Below are 18,995 nucleotides of genomic sequence, written 5' to 3'. Positions count from 1 at the left end.
TTTCAATGAAAACTTTATATTTTACTGGAACAGGGAATAGTTTATATTTAGCAAAGCAAATTGGTGGAGAATTGTTTAGTATTCCCCAATTAATAAAAGATAAAACTTATAATATTGAAGATGATGTAGTTGGGTTTGTAGTACCATGTTACTATTATACCTTACCTCGTTTAGTGGAAAAATATATTCGACAAGCTAATATAAAAGCAGATTATGTATTTTTAATATTAAATAATGGTGGTGGAGGTATTGTGGCTGCAATGACAATTATTGAAAATTTGTTTAAAGAAAAAGGGTTCACTCATTATTATTTAAATAAGATTGTTATGGTTGATAATTTTCTCCCATGCTATGATATGATTTATGAAAAAAAAGTAAAAAACAATCAACTTTTAGAACCTGAAATCACGAAGATTAAAGAGGATATTCATAATAAACTAGAATTCAATATAGATGAACCTATTAAAGATTATCATAACCTTCCAGAATATAATTTAAATGAATTACACATGGATCAAATTGATGAAGATTATACTATTGACTTAGATTCATGTAATGGTTGTGGAATTTGTGTTAAGGTTTGCCCTGTTGGAAATATAAAATTAGAAAATACTATTCCAAATTTTTTTCACTACTGTGAATGGTGTATGTCTTGTATTCATAATTGTCCTAAAAGAGCTATTCATATTAAAAATGAAATAAATGATGAAAGATTCATTAATTCTGATATAAGTTTAAATGAGATTATTAGAAGTAATGAACAATAAATAATTAAAAAAGAGAGATTTAGGGATATTTTTTTTAAAATTTTCCCATTAATAAAAAAATTTTTTTTATAAATCTAATTCTAAAACTATAGGGGAATTTTTAGTTGAAGTGATATTAGTTAAAATTTCACTTTTATCCACTTTTTCTTTTAAAGATTTACTTACATATGCGTAATCAAATCTACTACCATTATTTTCTTCTCGTGCTTTATCTGATTTCCAATTTGTATATACTGTTTTTTCAGGGTTAGAGTTACGGTAAGTGTCGATGTAATTGTAGGATTCTAATTTATTGAAAAATTCACGTTCTTCATCTGTAAATCCTGGTTTTTTATTGGTATTAGCTGTGTCTATTTCATTATGTGCCATATTGAAATCGCCAATAATGATTACATTTTCATTTTCTAATTTTTTTGCAAGTGTTAAGATCTCTTTAAAGAATGATACTTTTTCATCCATTTTGTCTTTGTTTCCAGCACCTGTTGGTCCGTATACTTGGATGATAGTAAAATTTGGATATTTAATGTTTGCAAATCTTCCTTTTGTAACATCTTTAGGTTTGTTAATGAATTTTTTAATAGTTTTAGGTTGAGATTTACTGAAAATAGCTAAACCGGCAGATCTGTTAGTTTCTCCAGGTATGCAGTTAATAGTATATTCATTATTTTCTGTTAATTTTTTATTTAATTGATTGTATTGTGCTCTTGTTTCTTGGAATAAGATTATGTCAGGTTCTTCTGCATATATTGGTTCTAATTCTCCGTTTTTGAATCGTGTTCGTAATCCATTTGTGTTCCATGAAATGATTTTAGTTTTTACCATTCTTATCTACCTAAATTATATTATAAATAACATATTATTTTATATTTATATTTTAATACTTATACTAGTTAAGTTACTTAAGTATATTAAATGTTTTCATTATTTTTTTACAATATTGCTAATTTACCTGCTGTTGTAATTTTTAATTTATTTTTTTGAATTAAGTTTAAATTTCTTAATTCTCTTATATGGTGGTATATCATTCCTTCAGATAAATTTAATTCATTTGAAAGTGTTTGTAATGTTTTATTTTCATTTGTTAACTGTTCAAGTATCTTTATTTTATTTTTGGTTAAATGATATCTTAATACGGGTAAATCAACTATTCCGCCTTTTCTATTTATTGCTACAATTCTTTTAACAATTTTAAATCTTGAATATGCACCATAGGATAAGCAGAAACTATATTCACTGTGTTCGGTTATGTGCATTATTACCTCCTTGCCTAAGGAGTGTTCTTTATCAACTATTTCTGTGATGGTTTTACTATTTTCAATAATATCATTTTTGTCAATAAATGTTTTTTTGATTTGTATTTGTCTTCCGAAGGTATTTGCAATAAAATTGGATGTTTCCTTTACTTTTTCATCATTTTTATGGGGTGTGATGAAAATCACTGTTTTAGGTTGAACTCCTTTAAGGAGAGTTTCTATCTGTTTTATGTCTGTTTCTACAGTTATTATCGTGAATTCCATTTTTATTCAGCCTCTTTTGTTTTTATTTATATCCTCTTTGTACTGTTTTTAATTTTATATTAATTATTATATTTTTTAATGTTTATATATTTTTTTTCTTTTTATTATTATGATTTTATGAATATTATTATAAAATTTTAATCAATTCGTGTATTTTTGAACTTTTATATTTTTTTAAATTTGATATTTTTTTCATAATTTTTTAGCTTTTTTAGAATAAAATATTTAAAAAAAATTTTTTAATACTTAATAATAATTTTTAATGGAATGTGTTTTCCACCACTATTAACTAATTAAATTAAAATTTTATAAAAATTATTAATATAAAATCTTTAATTGTTATAATATTGTTTGTTAAAATGAACATTTATTAATGATTTTTTTATTTACTCTTATAAACAATAAATATTAAATACTTCTTAAAATATATAAATAAAACAATTTAAAGTATAAAAAAACTAGATTCAGGAGACAATCACATATGGTGGAATATGATAAAAAAGAAAATACAAAAATAGCACAAAACTTTAAAAATATTTTAAATTTAGATTCAGAACCAGTTGCAATAAAATTTGTATTAAAACCTGAAGAAGTTCCAAATGATATTGAAAAAATTGAAGAACCTCTCCGTCACTGTGAAATGGTTAAATTAGCTTCTAAAGGAAAAACTTTCTATGCAAGCAAAGATGAAGAAAAATGTAAAGGAGGATCAGCTGCATTAGGTTTAGAAGACTTACCTCCAAAAATTGCAAGTGGAGAATTTTATGTAAATCTTGGAGGATTTAAAGACACTGAATCTGCTAAAGCCACATTAAATGCTTTACCAACAATGAAAGTTAGAAATTATGGTTTGTTATATGCGCCTTTAGAAACAGCAACATTTGCACCTGATGTTGTAGTGATCTTTGCAAAACCAGTTCAAGCAATGAAAATATCCCAAGCAATTATATATGAATTAGATGATCGTGTCAAAGCAGACTTTGCAGGAATCCAAAGTATATGTGCAGATGCAGTTTCAAAACCAGCATCTACAGGAAATGCAAACATAACACTTGGATGTAATGGAAGTAGAAAATATGCAAAATTAGCGGATGATGAAGTAACCGTCGGTTTAAGCACTAAAAATATTGAAAAAATTACAGAAGCATTAATAAAATTAAATTAAAAAAAATATATAATGAAGGATTTAGTTATGACTGAAAAAATAGATGAAATGATAGAACGTATGCAAAATGATTATATCAAATTTGTACGATTACAATTTGTAGATATCCATGGAGTACCAAAAAGTATAGCATTACCATCTAAACCAGAAGAAATGGAATCATTATTCTATGATGGTTTATTATTTGATGGATCTAGTATAGAAGGATTTGCAGATATATCTAGTAGTGATTTATTATTAAAACCTGATATAAATACATACAGTCCACTCAGTTGGAGACCGGAAGAATCTGCTACATGTAGATTTATTTGTGATATTTGCACCTCTGATGGTGATCCTTATCCTGGAGATCCTAGAAGTTTACTTAAAAATGCTTTAAAGGATTTAGATAAAAAAGGATATACTTATAATATTGGTCCTGAACCCGAATTTTATATTCTTGATGAAGATAATTTAGGTTATCCTATTCCTTCAGATAATGCAAGTAATTTTGATGTTGATCCTGCAGATAAAGGTGTTGATTTCCGTCGTGAATTGTCTTTAAACCTTGAAGAATTAAATTTTAAAATTGAAGCAAATCATCATGAAGTCGGTCCAGGTCAAAATGAAATTTCATTCAAATTTGATGATGCTTTAATAACAGCTGATGCAGTAATAACTTATAAACAAGCTATAAAAGCAATAGTTAATAATATTGCAGAATTTAATAATCAAAAATATAGTGTAACATTCATGCCAAAACCTTTCAATGGAGTAGAAGGCTCTGGTATGCATTGTCATCAAAGTTTATTTAAAAATGGTAAAAATGTTTTTGCTGATCCTGATGCAGAATATGGTTTAAGTGACAAAGGATTATACTTTATTGGAGGATTATTAAAACATGCGTTCCCTCTTACTGCTATTACTAACCCTACAGTTAACAGTTATAAACGTCTTGTTCCAGGTTATGAAGCTCCAGTACATATTAGTTATGGATTAAAAAATCGATCTGCTTTAATTCGTGTTCCTGCAGCATTTGGGGAATCTACACGTATTGAATATCGTTCACCTGATCCAACTTGTAACCCTTATCTTGCATTCACTGCTATGTTAGCTGCAGGTATGGATGGAATTAAAAATAAGATAGAACCTGGAGAACCAGTTAATTATAATCTTTTCGAGTTATCTGAAGAAGAATTAGAATCTAATGGTATTAATCCTTTACCTGCTAGTTTATGGGAAGCTTATCATAGTCTTGAAAATTCAGAATTGTTAATGAATGCTCTTGGTCCTCAAATTGGTAATAAATTTTTAGATGCTAAATATGCAGAGTGGGATGATTATCGGGTTCAAGTATTCAATTATGAGCAAAGAAAATATTTAGATATTTAAATAATTATAACAATTAATAAAAGGATTAAGAATTATCCTTTTTTAAACTATTTTTTTGGATTAATTTTTATTAGTTTTTATATTAAAGCTATTTTTTTGATTTGTAATCTTTTTAGGTATCTAATTTCATTATTAGTAAAGTTTATATACTTATTTTAATCAAATATTAATTATACAATTAAGATTATCTAATAGATTAAGATTATTTGGTGATAAAAATAAATAAATCTTTTAATATTATTAAAGATGCATTAACTTATCCATTATTTAATTGGAAAAAGATGTTAGTTTTAAGTGTTTTGAATTTAGTAATAACATTAATAGCTATATCTCCTGAGTTAAATGGTAATGGTAATTTAATATTGAGTCTTATAACATTGATTGTTGGTTTTATTTTATCCTTTTTAATTGTTGGGTTTCATGTTAGTATGATAGCTCATACAGTTCATGGGTATAATAATGCACCTAATTTTAATTGTGTTAAAGATTTTCAAAATGGTGTGGGATTTGTATTATTAAGCTTTTTGTATTGCTTAATTCCTATTGTAATAATAGTCCTTGTTGCATTTGTTACTGGATTATTGGATCATATTTTACAAATAGGTTCTTTTATAATGAAGAATACTATTGTATTAGTTAATACAAATCTTTTACCTGATGAATTAATTGCTAATACAATTTCTAGGTTAGGAATAACTGCAGTTGTTAGTTTTATTGTTATGTTGTTTGCTCTTTCATTATTTTATATTGGATTAACTAGATTTGCAAGTATGGATAATATTATTAAGGGAGTTGATTTAGGTACTATTGTTAACACAATTGATGGAATCGGAACAAAGTTTTATTTAATGTGGTTTGTATTGGTTTTAATAATTTCATTATTATTAATTTTTATAAGCTTTTATTTGTTTAGATTTTTATTTTTTGGGGGATTAATTGTTGTTTTATTAATAGTTCCTTATATGATAATGTTTTTAGCTAGATCTATTGGATTGATTTATATGGAAGTTTAATTTAAAGTTAAATTTTATTTGGAAGTGGATATTATGGGAGTTTTAGATATACTGGTGGATAGTTTAGATTATCCATTGAGAGATTGGAAAAAGTATCTAATTTTAGGTATTTTTTTATTTATTATGCGTTATGTTGAAACATTTGCAAGTATTAGACCTATTAGTCTTTTAGTAATGTTTATTGTTTTAATTTTGGAAATTGTTATTTTTGGTTATATTTGTAGTGTGATTGCTTCTGCTATTAGACATAAGAAAGATATCCCTAGTTTTTCTTTTGTAGAAAATATTGTTGATGGTTTGAAATATTTAGTTCTTGGGATTGTTTATACAATTATTCCATTTGTTCTTTTCTATGTAATGTTAATTTCTTCTGGTAGTAAGAGTGCTATAATTCAATTACTTCAAGCTTCAAATCCTTACTTTACAGTATTAGGTTTCCCTACTGGGGATTTATTTAGTGGATTTATTAATGGTATTACTCAATCATCTTACATTATGACATTTATTATCCTATTCATTTTAGGTTTAATTTTTTCATTTTTCTTTGTAATGAGTTTATCTAGAATGGTTGATACTGAAAGTTTAAAAGAAGCTCTTAATTTCCGTGCTGTTCTTAAAACTATGAAAACTATTGGATGGGGTACTTATATTACTTGGTTCATTGTTATATCTTTATATTTAATAATGTTTGGTTGTATACGTATTCTTTTAGGTCTTATTCCTTATGTTGGCTTATTAGTGGCATGTTTAGTTATTTTCCCTTACACAATTTTATTTGCTAGTCGCGCTATTGGTTTAGTTTATAAACAAACTAAATATGTAGGAGCTTTAAACAGTGATATTGATCCAAATGATGAGTTAAATCAAATGTCTATATTAAAGGAAAAAGAAGTTTTACGTCAAAAGAATTTAAAAGAAAGTGCTGAAAAACAAGATTCTGCTATAAAACAAACTCAAAACTTAAGAAAACAAGGTATTAATTATTCTCAAGATAAAAATGTTAATGTTAAAAAACCTATAGGTAAAGTTATTCATCCTAAACCTAAAGGAGAAGTTGTTTATCCCGAATCTAAGGGAACTATTATTAGTTCTGATGTTGAGAATGATGATGTTTCTGAGGATGAAATTAAACCTGAAGGTAAAGTTCTTATAAATCCTATTGATGGTTCTGAACTTTTAATTAAAGAACCAATTAAGGGATCTATTGGTCCTGTTAAAGATGATGTAAAAATTGATGAATCATCCATTAAAAAAGAATTTATTACAGTTGATGATAAAGAATTATCATCTAAAAAAGCTAAAGAGGATGCTTTTAAAGAAATTCAAAATTTGATTTCTGATGAGGATTCTAATCCTGAGGATATAATAGCTAAACTTCAAAAGAGTGAGGAAGATAAAAAGAAAGATTAAAAGTTTTTCAATAGTATTCTCTTCCTTTTTTTAATTTTTTATTATTTTATATTCTTGTCCAAATATTTTTTCTACTGGTTTTTTCAAAATTTTTTCAGTTTTTATTTTTGGTTTATTAATTTGTTTTGTTTTATCTTCATTAAATTTTTTCAATAATGTATTTAATTGTTTTTCTTCATTGGAGTTTAAAATATTTTTTAATATATTTGTCCAATTATTTTCATGTTTAATTAGACTATTTAAGGTTTCTTCTGATTTTTGGGTTAATATTAAATCTTTTTTTCTCTGATTCTCATGATTAGGTATACGGTTTATGTATTTGTTTTTTTCTAATTTTCTTATTGATCTAGTTATGCTTGATTCATTTATATTATAAATTTCAGATAAATCTTTTTGATTAACTTTAGGATTATTTTTAATTGCAAGTAATAATTTTAATTGTTCATAACTAATTTCATATTTATTTATTTCTTCTTTAAGGTAGTTTTGGTGTTCTTCTTGGATTTCTTTGATTAAAAATATAGTTTCATTCATTTTAAAAGTGTTTTTAAATATTTCTTTTTCTTTTTTAGTTTTCATATTTTTTTTACTACCTTAAATTTTTTTTCCTTTGATATTTTAATCCTAAATAAGATTTAGAAAATTATTTTCTATATTTATAGAGATTAAATTTATATATTTTAATTTATATAATTATGTAGTGATATTTAATATTCTATTTAATTTTAAATTAATCTAAATTAATATTTAATTTTATAAAGTTATTAATAATTTAAATATAGAATTAAAATAGATTTTTTTTTAGAATATATTAGTATCATAATATTAGGAATTAAAGATTATAAAATTATTATTAAAGGGATTAATTTGAGAGCTGCAGTAATTGGTTTAGGAGTAGAAGGAAAAAAAGCCTTTGAATCATTATTACGTAATAATTGGAATGTTTATGCATCTGATTTATCAACAAAGTTAAATTTAGAAAATATGAACTTACCTGTTGCGGATATTAACCTATTATCTAAAGAAAAACGTTTAAGTTTTATAATAGAAAATGCGATGATAGATTTAGGATTTATTAATCAAGAAGAAATAGATAATTGTGATGCTGTAGCAATTAGTCCAAGCATGTTCGGTACAGAACTAGCAAACAAATATCAAAAACAAGGAAAACTCTTATGTGATGTATTGACTAAACATAGAGAAATATTCACTATAGGAATAACTGGAACAAATGGTAAAACCACAACTGTAACTATGATACGTAAAATCCTTGAAAAAGCAGGATATAATGTATTAATAGGTGGAAATGGTGGTGGTGGATTTGAAGGTTATTACGATTTAATTCTCGAGGCGGAAAAAGGGGATTATGATGTGATGTTAATAGAAGTATGTGACATGACATTAGATTTTTGTAATTACTGTTTTGACTTTGATATTGTTGGTTTAACCAATATTGGTAATGACCATATGAATGTGCATAAAAGTATTGAAAATTATAAAAATACTGTTAAAAATTTTTTTAAAGGAAAAGAAGTATTTATTAGTAAATATCAAGATTTTAAAGATGAATTTGAATCTTCAGCTCGTGAAACTAACTATTTTAAAGAAACTGAATATCCTTTACAATTATTTGGTAACTTCAATAAATTAGATGCTGGGTTAGCTTCAGCAATATCTAGAAAATTAGGAATAGATGAACCAATCATAAAAGATACTTTGGAAAATTTTCAACCTGTAGAAGGAAGATTAAAAGTATTACATTTAAATGATTGTGATATATTTATTGGTAAATCTGACAATAGTAGTGCAATACATAGTATATTGGAAGAAAAAGATTTTCACGCTATATTTATTGGAACACCAAGAGTTAATGAAGAGGATCGTTTAGATATATTAAATGAAGTAGTTAATCATAATCCTGAAGTTATAGTATTATTCCCTGGATTAGAAGATACAATAGATTTTGCTAAAATGAGATTACAGTCTTTAAATTATAATGGAAGAATTGAAATTGCAAATAATTTAGATGAAATTGTAGCATTAGTAGCGGAATTTAGTTTTGAAGATGCTATCTTTATTGGTGGAAATGGTCAGGATGCAATAATACAAATACAAATACGTTTAGAGGAAATAATTGAATCAATAAATAATTCATTTTAATTTAAAATAATTATTAAAATATAAGGAAGTGAATAAAATTAGTTTAAAAAGACTTTGGAAAAAGAATGCATTTAAGATATGTTTAGGACTTTTACTTATCTGTCTAATATTAACACCATTTAGTTTTGCTCATACAAACTCTTTAAGTACTGGTGATGTTAGTAATTTATTAAAAGTTGAAAATGGATCTACTGTTTATAGTGGAGATACAATAATTGATGAGAATAATATTAATAGATATCCAGTAGCTATTAATATCCAATATTTAACTGATCGAATTATTAATTTAGATTTATTAGGAGCGGCTTATTCTTTTGCTTCAGGAACTGTTCCGATGCCTACAGAAGATGTAGTTAAAGGTAATGTTACTGATACTGGTAGTGTATCAGATTTTGATGGTCCAGGGTATGTTGCTATTGAAAATAATTCTATTGTTGTTCATTCTCCTGATGATTTTGTATGGGGATATAATGAGCCTTATACTCAAGCTGTAAAAACTGATAATGGTGTGGATATTGTTAATAATTTAACTGGTGAAACAGTTAAGCATGTTAATGAAAATGATATGAGTAATGATACTTTACCTCATGATTTTAGTAGTGTTGATCAAATTAAATCTTGGTATAGTTATGCTAAAGTTGGAGCTAAATATAATCTTGAGTATGGTGTTGGGGATTTAAGTGATGGAAGAGCTTTCATGACTCCTGAAGAAGTTAAAAAAATACCTGCAGCATATAATTATTCAAATGTTCATGGTGGTGGAGATACTGTAATGATTTATACTACTCCGAATAGTACTTATCATGAAGTAACTAATTCTTACACTTATCTTGGTAGTCACCCTCAATATAATGATGCTAATCGTGCATTAAATGCTAAACAGTTTGTTAAAGCTTGGAATAATACTATAATTCCGGCTAATTCACAAGGTTCTGGACGTTCTGATGTTAGTTTTAGTTCAGTAGTTGAACCTGATGCTGAATCTGGTACAGCTACACATGGAGTATGTCCTCCAGCTAGAACATTACGTTCTACTGTTATGTCAATTGGAGCTCCTTTGCCTGTAGGTATGGCTTCTGATGAAGATGCTGTATTATTTGGTTATAATCCAGCGACTGGTATTAAAGTTACAAATCCTTTAGATTATCCAGTTAAAATTACAATGTGGACTGAAGGGGATGGAACTGATATGAAAATTTGTTGTTCAGCTCAAGAACTTATTCCAAATAATGTAACTGTTAATGATACTAATACAACTAGTATTTCTGTTGAAACTTCAGGAGATTAAATTAAAAAATTATTTAAATAAAATTTTAATTATAGGATTTTAATAGTTATGGTAAATGTTTCAGTTATTGTTACTGCTGCGGGTAAAAATTCTCGTATGAGAGCAGATCAGTTATCATCTAATGTTCCTTTAAAAAATAAGTTAACACTTCCTCTAAAAAAACATGATGGAACATTAACAAATGTAATAAGTGAAACATTAAACCATATATTATCCTGTAAAGTAGACCAAATAATTTTAGTAGTTGGATATTATAGTGATGAAATACTAAAATCAATTAATGATATTGATGATGATAGATTAAAAATTATAGAAAACAAACCACATGATGTGGGTTTATCAGTATCATTACTTAATGGTCTAAAAAATACTAATTCTGAAATTGTTTTATGTACAACTGGTGACCAACCTACAGTTACAACAAAAACATATAACAACATTATAAATCATATTCTTCAATCTAAAGACCCTAAACATACTATTTCTATATTAAGACGTAGGGAAAAAGGTAAATTAAATTCACCTGAAGGATTAGGAATGCCATTTGCAGCAAATAGGTTAGAATTAATTAAATACTTAAAAACAGAGAATGATAACCTAAACCCAATATTGCGTAAAATATTCGCAGATGGGTATGAATTTTATGGCATAGAAGAGAATAATCCTTTAGAACTTGTAAATATAAACCATTTAAAAGAATATAAAACTGTCTATGACAATTATTAAAATCTTCATAAACTTTATTATATAAAAAATTTAATATAATATTATAATGAATCTTTTTTTATAAAATGGTTAAAAAATAAAATATTTATCAAAAAAATTTAAAAAAATTAAAAATAATTTAGAGGTGACAATTACTATGCCTGAAGAAAAAATAGCAATGGTTGGAACACCATGTCAAGCAATAGCTGCAACAAAAATAAATAAATACTCTGATAAAACTGGTGGATCACCAATCACTGTAAAAATAGGCTTATTTTGTACAGAAAACTTTTCATATGCATACTTAAAAGAATTTTTAGCAGAAAATGATATAGATATGAATGAAGTAAAAGAATTCCGTATAGATAAAGGTCAATTTAAAGCTAAACTCATATATGGTGATGAATTTTCCACACCAATCATAAAAACAAGACCATTCACTAGAAAAAATTGTAATATTTGCACAGATTTCACAGCAAACAATTCTGATATAAGTGTAGGTTCCGTAGGCTCTGAAGACGGATGGAGTACAGTTATTGTTCGAAATGAAACTGGTAAAAAAATCATAGATGATTGTATTGAAAATGGTTACCTTAAATCTAAACCATTAGAAGAAAAAGGATTAAAACTATTAACACGATTATCTAATAAGAAAATTAAAGATAATTCAAAGATTGTTGAAGAACGTGAAAGTGTAGGTCGACAAGTTTTAAGTCAACGAGTAATTGATGATGAAGAATTTGAAAAAGAAGCTGATTTATGCCAATTTAATAATTTAGAAGCTGATGTTATAAGTGTTGGTGGATGTGTTCTCTGTGGTGCATGTGAATATGTTTGTCCTGAAGACATTGTAGAAATTAATGATAGGAAACCACAAAAATATGGTAAATGCCGTGAAGATTGTCATGCATGTTATTATGCCTGCCCTAGAACCTACTTAAGTGATACTGTAGTTCCATTAGATATGGATGAAAAACCATTAGGTAATTATATAGATATAATGAGTGTTACAGCAGAATCTATTGAAGGTCAAGATGGAGGAGCAGTTACAAGTATTCTAGTTTATTTATTAGAGAATAAATTAGTAGATGAAGTTTTCTTAGTGGGTCAAGATGAAGATCAAGCATGGAAACCTAAGAGTTTTGTTACAGGCCGTATTCAAGATGTTGTAGCTGCAAGTGGTACTAAATATTCAACTGTACCTGTAGGTTTTAAAGCTTTAAAAAATAGAAAACTTAATAAATAAATATTTTATAATATTATAAGAAAGAATTTTAGGAGGATATTATTTTGAAATCTAATATTGATTTAGTTAAAGAATTAAGTACAACTCCAGGTATTTCTGGTTTTGAAACTAATATAGAAAATATCATTAGACGTGAATTAAAAGGTTCCGTTGATAAAATTGAAACTGATGATATGGGTAATGTTATCTGCACTAAAAAAGGTAAAAAAAGTGCTCCTACTGTAATGTTAGCATCTCATATGGATGAAATTGGTTTAATGGTTAAATTTATTGATGATGATGGTTTTATTCGTTTTGCTACTATTGGTGGAATTAATGATCAAATGTTAATGAATCAAACTGTAACTATCCATTCTAATGATGGTGAACATTTAGGTGTTATCGGTTCTAAACCTCCTCATGTTACTAAACCTTCTGAACGTAACAAAGTAGTTAAATATGATGATATGTTTATTGATATTGGAGCTAAAGATAAAAAAGAAGCTTTAAAAATGGTTTCAATAGGTGATCCTATAACATTTAATAGTTGGTTTGAAGAATTCCCAAATAATTGTGTTATGGGTAAAGCTTTAGATAACCGTTTAGGATGTTATGTTATGATGGAAGTCCTTAAACGTGTTGATACTAAAGCAACAGTTTATGGTGTAGGAACTGTTCAAGAAGAAGTTGGTTTAAAAGGAGCTAAAGTTGCAGCTTTTAAATTAAATCCAGATTATGCATTTGCACTTGACACTACTTTATCTGGAGATCATCCAGGTATTAAACCAGAAGAAGCTCCTTGTAAAATGGGTAAAGGTCCTGCTATTGTTTTAATTGATGCTTCTGGTAGAGGTATTATGACACCTAAAGTTATTCGTGATATGCTTATTGGTGCAGGTGATAAAGAATGTATTGATTATCAATTAGAAGTTAGTGATGGGGGAACTACTGATGGTACTGCTATTCATTTAGCTCGTGAAGGAATTCCAACTGGTGTTTTAAGTGTACCTACACGTTATATTCATACTCCTGTTAGTGTAGCTAGTATGGATGATGTTGAGAAAACAATTGAACTTATTGTAGCTGCATTAAATAATTTATAGAATAAAACAATTATTTTATTCTATAAAACTTTTTTTTAAAAAATTTTTAAAATTAGATTTAAATAAAATTATTATTTTTAAAATTAAATTTTTAGTTTTAAAGAATAGAAAAGGATAATATTTTTTTTAAAGATTTTAATTACAATCTTCCGTTTATTATATACAATTTGAAAAAATAGAAAAATAGTTATTGTTTAAATTTGAAATTAAAATAGAATTTGCCTGAAGTATTTTTTATTCCTTGAAATTCAGCATTTAATGTTTTTTCAATGAATCTTAAATCATCAATACTTGGTTGTACATCATTTAAATTAATTTCATCACTATACAAATTGATGAATTTATTATTTTTTATTATCTCAAATTCTAAATTATCTATGTTTAAATTATCCTTAAAATATTTTTTAATACTATTTCTTTCTGCATCATTTATCATAGATATTTAATACTTCCTTTTTGAATTAGTTCGTTAGTAATAGTTTATTATATTATTATGTAAAACTTTTTATTTAAATCTTTACATTAAATTGTATTGTTTATTTAATTTTCTGTTGTTAAATTAAATTATTGTCGTGAAAATTTTATAAAAACATTTTAATCATTTATAAATACTTTCTAATTTAATTATAATACTTAATTGAAATTATTAAAAGATTAAATTTATTAATTATTAAAATTAAATATAAATTTTAATATATTAAGTTTGATAAATAGTATATTACTTTTATATTTGGTGTAAACATGGCATATTCTTCAAAAAAAATTGCAAAAGAATTTTATAATCTAAGGAAAAACTTATTAGATTTAACATTACGTAACCAATTATTAAATTTTAAACCTAGATCTAAAACATTAACAATTACTAATCAATCACCAACTAATATTTATCAAACATTAGTGTTGCAAGATTATACAATGACTTTTTCACCAAATAAGAAAGAAGAAGATAAGTCACGTTTACGAAATATTTGGGAACATCCCTCATTAGATTTAAGTATTTTCAAAGATGGGGATAGAACATTAAAAGCAGATTTGTCTCCTTCAGAATTGCAGAAAAGACTTTTTTATATTAATCAACAAGCTAAAACTATGTTGCAAGAACAAGGTTATAATATCCTTTATATTGCAGTAGGTTTTCTTAAATGGCAAGATGGTCATAAACCTAAACAAAATAATTTAGCACCTTTAATTCTCATACCTGTAGAAATGGAACGTAAAAAAATAGGGAAAAGTTTCACAATAGATTGGACAGGGGAAGAAATTAAAACTAATATTTCTTTAAAAGCTAAATTGTTAGAGGATGGTATTGAATTACCGGAGTTTAAACAAACAAATTATGTTGAAGGGGTTGAACATTACCTTCGCAAAGTAAAAGATGCTGTACGTAGTCAGAAAAATTGGGAAATTTTAGACAATGTTGCATTAGGTTTTTTCAGTTTCACTAAATTTTTAATGTATGAAGATTTAGATCCTGATGCATTTAAAAATAGTGAAATTAGAGATAGGTATTCATTAATAGAATCAATTTTTGATCCTAGTCAAAATGTTTATGAGGATACTTTTACTGAAGAAGATGTTGATTCTAAATTAAATTATAAAGATATGTATAATGTTTTGGATGCAGATTCTTCTCAAATTGCAGCTATTGAAAATGTTAAGGCAGGACATAATCTAGTTGTGGAAGGTCCTCCAGGTACAGGTAAATCTCAAACTATTGTGAATCTTATTGCGGAATTATTAGCGGAAGATAAAACAGTTCTTTTTGTTAGTGAAAAAATGGCAGCTTTAGAAGTTGTTAAAAATCGTATGGAGAATGTAGGTTTAGGTAAATTTGTTTTAGAATTACATTCTCATAAAGCTCGTCGTAAAAAAATGTTAAAGGATCTTGAGAGAAGTGTTAATGTTCATTCAAAATCTAATTTGGATATTGATAGAACAATTCGAAAATTAGAGAAGTTACGTTCTCAATTAGATGAATATGCTGATATTATCCATCAACCATTATATGAAGTTAAATTAAGTCCTTTTCAATTATATGGTATTAAAGAATCTGCAGATGATTATTATAGTAAAAAAGGTCGTTTATTGCCTTTAGTTAGATTTTCTAATAGTGAAAATTTGACTATGAAAGACTTAGATGAAATCATAACTTTATTAGAAAGTTTAGCTGAATTACGTAGTACTATAACTAAAGATAATCCATGGAATTTAACTAATCCTAAAAGTTTACTTCCTCAAGATTTACGTGAAATTGAATTTTTAATAGATGATACTTTAGATAGTCTTGATAATTTTATGGTAGAAGCTAGTAGTGTTAATGATATTTATGGTATTAAGGTTCCTAACAGTTTAAATGAGTATAAATATAGTATTGAAGCTTTAAAAGTTTTAGATACTCGTAATACTGAATTAATTGATCCTGATATTATTGGTAATTTTGAATGGATTTCTTCTCCGCGTAAAGCTTCAGAGTTAATTCAACATGTAAAAGATTATCAGGATACTGTTAGAATTATGGAAAAATTTAATGATAATGTTTTACTTATTGATTTGGATTCTCTTATTTCTGAAATTGAAAAATCTAATCAGAAAAAATTCCATTTCTTTGGTGGTAATACTTTTAAAAGTCAGTTAAAAAATATTTATAAGGGAGAAGTTCCTTCAGATAAAATTGCTTTACGTGATTTAACTCGTCTTAAAAAATATTTTAATGCTAAAAGAGTTATTGATAGTTATGAAGAAGCGGGTAAACGATATTTTGGTAAATTATGGGATGTCAAGGAACCTTTTAATAATTATTATGTAGTTGAAAAGTGGATGCGTGAATTTAATGATTTGCTTGCAAATGGTACTTTTTCAGAAAAAACAATTGAGATTTTAAAAAATGATTTGTATGAACTTAATGCATTTGAAAATGTTCAAAGTTATCTTGCTGCTGGAGATGTATTTGTTAAAAGTTTAAATCGTTTAGAAGATAAATTAAATCCTAGAAGTCAACTATTATTTAAAAAAGATAAAGCAGATGTGTTATTTAGTGAATGGAGTAATCAATTAAGTGAATGGAAAGGTCAATTATCTAGTTTACATTTGTGGAGTCAATATTTAAGTATTAAAAATAAATGTAAACAAACTAATGCTAAAATTTTCGTAGATACTATTGAAAAACGTAAAATAGGTAAGTATGATGTTAAACCTTTGGTTTTAGGTAATTTTGCAGATAGTTTACTAAATATTGTTTTCAGTGAAAATCCTACTTTGTCTACATTTATTGGGGAATTACATGAAAATCGTATTAGTGAATTTAGGGATTTAGATCGTGAAATGATTAAATTAAATCGTAAACGAATATATAATAAGTTAAATAATAAAATCCCTCAAATTTTTGGAGCTGCTGATGATGAAGAATCTCAAGTATTAGCTGGTGAATTTACACGTAAAAGTGGACATTTGCCTGTTAGAACATTACTTGAAAAAGCAGGGGGCACTATTAAAAAGATTAAGCCATGTTTTATGATGAGTCCTTTAAGTATTGCTCAGTATTTAGATCCTACTAATGAAAAATTAGAATTTGATGTTGTTATTTTTGATGAAGCCAGTCAAGTAAAACCTGAAGATGCTTTAGGCGCATTTATGCGTGCGGATACTGCTGTTGTTATGGGTGATACTCAACAATTACCTCCTACAAGCTTTTTTGATCAGATGACTGATGCCGATAGTGAAGAAGAAGTTGCTACTGCTTTAGATATGGAAAGTATTCTTCATTTATGTAAATTATCATTCCCTGTAAAAATGTTAAAATGGCATTACAGAAGCAGACATGAATCTTTAATTGCTGTTAGTAATGAAGAATTTTATGATAATAATTTATTAGTATATCCTTCACCTAGTCATAATGATTCTGAGCTTGGATTAAAATTCCATTATGATAGTTCTACTTATTATGATAGAGGTAATTCTAGTAATAACTTTGGGGAAGCTAAACTTGTTGTTGAAGAAATATTTAAACATTTCCAAAAATATGGAGATACTAAATCTTTAGGAGTAGGTACTTTTAGTGTATCTCAAAGAAATGCTATTATAGAAGAATTAGAAATTCAACGTAAATACCATCCAGAATTGGAGCCTTTATTTAATGAAAATCGTGATGAACGTTTCTTTGTTAAGAATTTAGAAACTATACAAGGGGATGAACGAGATGTTATCCTAATTAGTGTAGGTTATGGGTTTGATAAAGATGGTAAAATGAGTCTTAATTTTGGTCCTTTAAATCAGGAAGGGGGAGAACGTAGACTTAATGTTTTAATTACTAGAGCTCGGGAAAAATGTATTGTTTTTAGTAATTTTAAGGCACAGAATATGCATTTAGCAGCTAATCCTCCTTTTGGTGTTAAGGCTTTAAAAGACTTTTTAGAATATGCTGAAAATCTTAATTATGGTCCTAGAAAAGGAAATAATGAAATTAGGGAACCATTTGAAGATGCTGTTTATAATTTCCTTGTTGAAAATGGTTATACTGTTGATAAACAAGTTGGATGTGCAGGATTTAGAGTTGATTTAGCTGTTGTTGATGCGAATAATCCGGGTCGTTATATTTTAGGTATAGAAACTGATGGTAAAATATATGCTTCTAGTAAAGTTGCTACCGATCGTGATCGTTTACGTGATCAACTGTTACAAGGATTAGGTTGGAATATTTATCATTTATGGAGTACAGATTGGTATCGTAATAGAGATTTATCACGTAAAAGATTATTAGAAGCTGTTGAGTTTAATCAGAAAGAGACTGTTAAAAATGAAATTCTTAGTGAGTTAAATGATTATGAAGCTATGAAAATTGTTCCAGTTACAACATATACTCCGGCAGATCAAAATGATGATGAATCAAATGATAAAGAAACTGATGAAAACATTGTTATTAATTCATCTATTGAAGAATCTGAGAGTAATATTATATTAGATGAAGGAGAAAATAGGGTTAATGAAACTTCAGAATCTGAAAATATTAATCAAACACAAGAAACTGATGATAAAAAGTCTAAATCAGAGGTAAATAAAAATATTCCAGATTCAGAAAAAAACACTCCAATAATAAATGACCTATTATATGAAGAAGAATCTACTCCAGTAATAACTGATAATAAATTAAATCAAACAACTAATAATAACATTTCAAAACCAGAATTTGAAGATAAAAATTCAAATATTTCACAAAATCATATAAACAATAATATATCTAAAGATATAAACATTAATAATATATCCGATAATAAA

Annotated in this window: 15 protein-coding genes; 11 read left to right on the top strand and 4 right to left on the bottom strand. The window is 26.5% G+C overall.

Annotated elements, in window-relative coordinates; all coding sequences use genetic code 11:
* Positions 1–5 precede the first annotated feature (5 nt).
* Positions 6–767 carry an EFR1 family ferrodoxin gene (locus BP769_RS03950; protein WP_409197558.1) on the top strand — a complete coding sequence of 254 codons (762 nt, stop codon included), beginning with the start codon at positions 6–8 and terminating at the stop codon, positions 765–767.
* Positions 768–833: 66 nt separating this feature from the next.
* Here BP769_RS03950 and BP769_RS03945 read toward each other — a convergent pair whose 3' ends face one another.
* Together BP769_RS03945 and BP769_RS03940 are read right to left on the bottom strand one after the other, a co-directional pair.
* Positions 834–1,589 (bottom strand): exodeoxyribonuclease III, encoded by a 756-nt coding sequence (locus tag BP769_RS03945; protein ID WP_409197557.1) that lies wholly within the window; start codon positions 1,587–1,589, stop codon positions 834–836.
* Positions 1,590–1,696: 107 nt separating this feature from the next.
* Entirely contained in the window at positions 1,697–2,284 is a 588-nt protein-coding gene (locus BP769_RS03940) for an ArsR family transcriptional regulator (protein ID WP_409197556.1), read from the bottom strand.
* Positions 2,285–2,765: 481 nt separating this feature from the next.
* On the opposite strand from BP769_RS03940, the gene BP769_RS03935 reads away from it, so the two are divergent.
* From BP769_RS03935 to BP769_RS03920, 4 genes are all read left to right on the top strand, one after another.
* Positions 2,766–3,449 carry a DUF169 domain-containing protein gene (locus BP769_RS03935; RefSeq protein WP_409197555.1) on the top strand — a complete coding sequence of 228 codons (684 nt, stop codon included), beginning with the start codon at positions 2,766–2,768 and terminating at the stop codon, positions 3,447–3,449.
* A 27-nt stretch (positions 3,450–3,476) separates the two neighbouring features.
* Positions 3,477–4,820, top strand: coding sequence for a glutamine synthetase family protein (locus BP769_RS03930; protein ID WP_413862120.1), 1,344 nt, complete (start codon positions 3,477–3,479; stop codon positions 4,818–4,820).
* Between the two features lie 209 nt (positions 4,821–5,029).
* Positions 5,030–5,833, top strand: a complete 804-nt coding sequence (locus tag BP769_RS03925) for a DUF4013 domain-containing protein (RefSeq protein WP_413862153.1) — start codon at positions 5,030–5,032, stop codon at positions 5,831–5,833.
* Between the two features lie 33 nt (positions 5,834–5,866).
* Positions 5,867–7,243, top strand: coding sequence for a DUF4013 domain-containing protein (locus BP769_RS03920; protein WP_413828955.1), 1,377 nt, complete (start codon positions 5,867–5,869; stop codon positions 7,241–7,243).
* Positions 7,244–7,273: 30 nt separating this feature from the next.
* Here the strand turns inward: BP769_RS03920 and BP769_RS03915 are convergent, their stop codons facing one another.
* Positions 7,274–7,822 carry a MarR family winged helix-turn-helix transcriptional regulator gene (locus BP769_RS03915; protein WP_413828399.1) on the bottom strand — a complete coding sequence of 183 codons (549 nt, stop codon included), beginning with the start codon at positions 7,820–7,822 and terminating at the stop codon, positions 7,274–7,276.
* 288 nt (positions 7,823–8,110) lie between these two features.
* Here BP769_RS03915 and BP769_RS03910 point away from each other — a divergent pair, with 288 nt between their 5' ends.
* From BP769_RS03910 to BP769_RS03890, 5 genes are all read left to right on the top strand, one after another.
* Positions 8,111–9,403 carry a Mur ligase family protein gene (locus tag BP769_RS03910; RefSeq protein ID WP_413828400.1) on the top strand — a complete coding sequence of 431 codons (1,293 nt, stop codon included), beginning with the start codon at positions 8,111–8,113 and terminating at the stop codon, positions 9,401–9,403.
* A gap of 28 nt (positions 9,404–9,431) precedes the next feature.
* Entirely contained in the window at positions 9,432–10,691 is a 1,260-nt protein-coding gene (locus tag BP769_RS03905) for a hypothetical protein (RefSeq protein WP_413862118.1), read from the top strand.
* A gap of 48 nt (positions 10,692–10,739) precedes the next feature.
* Complete coding sequence (locus BP769_RS03900) at positions 10,740–11,417, top strand: nucleotidyltransferase family protein (RefSeq protein WP_413828959.1); 678 nt, start codon at positions 10,740–10,742, stop codon at positions 11,415–11,417.
* Between the two features lie 136 nt (positions 11,418–11,553).
* Positions 11,554–12,642 carry a Coenzyme F420 hydrogenase/dehydrogenase, beta subunit C-terminal domain gene (locus BP769_RS03895; RefSeq protein ID WP_413862116.1) on the top strand — a complete coding sequence of 363 codons (1,089 nt, stop codon included), beginning with the start codon at positions 11,554–11,556 and terminating at the stop codon, positions 12,640–12,642.
* 44 nt (positions 12,643–12,686) lie between these two features.
* Entirely contained in the window at positions 12,687–13,724 is a 1,038-nt protein-coding gene (locus BP769_RS03890) for a M42 family metallopeptidase (RefSeq protein WP_413828963.1), read from the top strand.
* A gap of 187 nt (positions 13,725–13,911) precedes the next feature.
* Here BP769_RS03890 and BP769_RS03885 read toward each other — a convergent pair whose 3' ends face one another.
* The gene (locus tag BP769_RS03885) at positions 13,912–14,160 is read right to left on the bottom strand and encodes a hypothetical protein (protein WP_413825333.1); all 249 of its coding nucleotides are present in this window, start codon (positions 14,158–14,160) and stop codon (positions 13,912–13,914) included.
* Positions 14,161–14,465: 305 nt separating this feature from the next.
* Here BP769_RS03885 and BP769_RS03880 point away from each other — a divergent pair.
* On the top strand, positions 14,466–18,995 hold a 4,530-nt coding region (locus BP769_RS03880), incomplete at its 3' end, for a DUF4011 domain-containing protein (RefSeq protein WP_413826916.1).

This window comes from Methanobrevibacter sp. UBA417 (assembly GCF_002508845.1).
Classification (GTDB): Archaea; Methanobacteriota; Methanobacteria; order Methanobacteriales; family Methanobacteriaceae; genus Methanobrevibacter_A; species Methanobrevibacter_A acididurans.
Note: the sequence above shows the minus strand (reverse complement) of the source record. Positions and strands in the feature narration are given on the sequence as shown.

Bases quoted from the DNA above. Each gene is read 5' to 3' on its own strand.
- BP769_RS03950 (WP_409197558.1), top strand. From the start codon at position 6: ATGAAAACTTTATATTTTACTGGAACAGGGAATAGTTTATATTTAGCA.
- BP769_RS03945 (WP_409197557.1), bottom strand. From the start codon at position 1,589: ATGGTAAAAACTAAAATCATTTCATGGAACACAAATGGATTACGAACA.
- BP769_RS03940 (WP_409197556.1), bottom strand. From the start codon at position 2,284: ATGGAATTCACGATAATAACTGTAGAAACAGACATAAAACAGATAGAA.
- BP769_RS03935 (WP_409197555.1), top strand. From the start codon at position 2,766: ATGGTGGAATATGATAAAAAAGAAAATACAAAAATAGCACAAAACTTT.
- BP769_RS03930 (WP_413862120.1), top strand. From the start codon at position 3,477: ATGACTGAAAAAATAGATGAAATGATAGAACGTATGCAAAATGATTAT.
- BP769_RS03920 (WP_413828955.1), top strand. From the start codon at position 5,867: ATGGGAGTTTTAGATATACTGGTGGATAGTTTAGATTATCCATTGAGA.
- BP769_RS03915 (WP_413828399.1), bottom strand. From the start codon at position 7,822: ATGAAAACTAAAAAAGAAAAAGAAATATTTAAAAACACTTTTAAAATG.
- BP769_RS03900 (WP_413828959.1), top strand. From the start codon at position 10,740: ATGGTAAATGTTTCAGTTATTGTTACTGCTGCGGGTAAAAATTCTCGT.
- BP769_RS03895 (WP_413862116.1), top strand. From the start codon at position 11,554: ATGCCTGAAGAAAAAATAGCAATGGTTGGAACACCATGTCAAGCAATA.
- BP769_RS03885 (WP_413825333.1), bottom strand. From the start codon at position 14,160: ATGATAAATGATGCAGAAAGAAATAGTATTAAAAAATATTTTAAGGAT.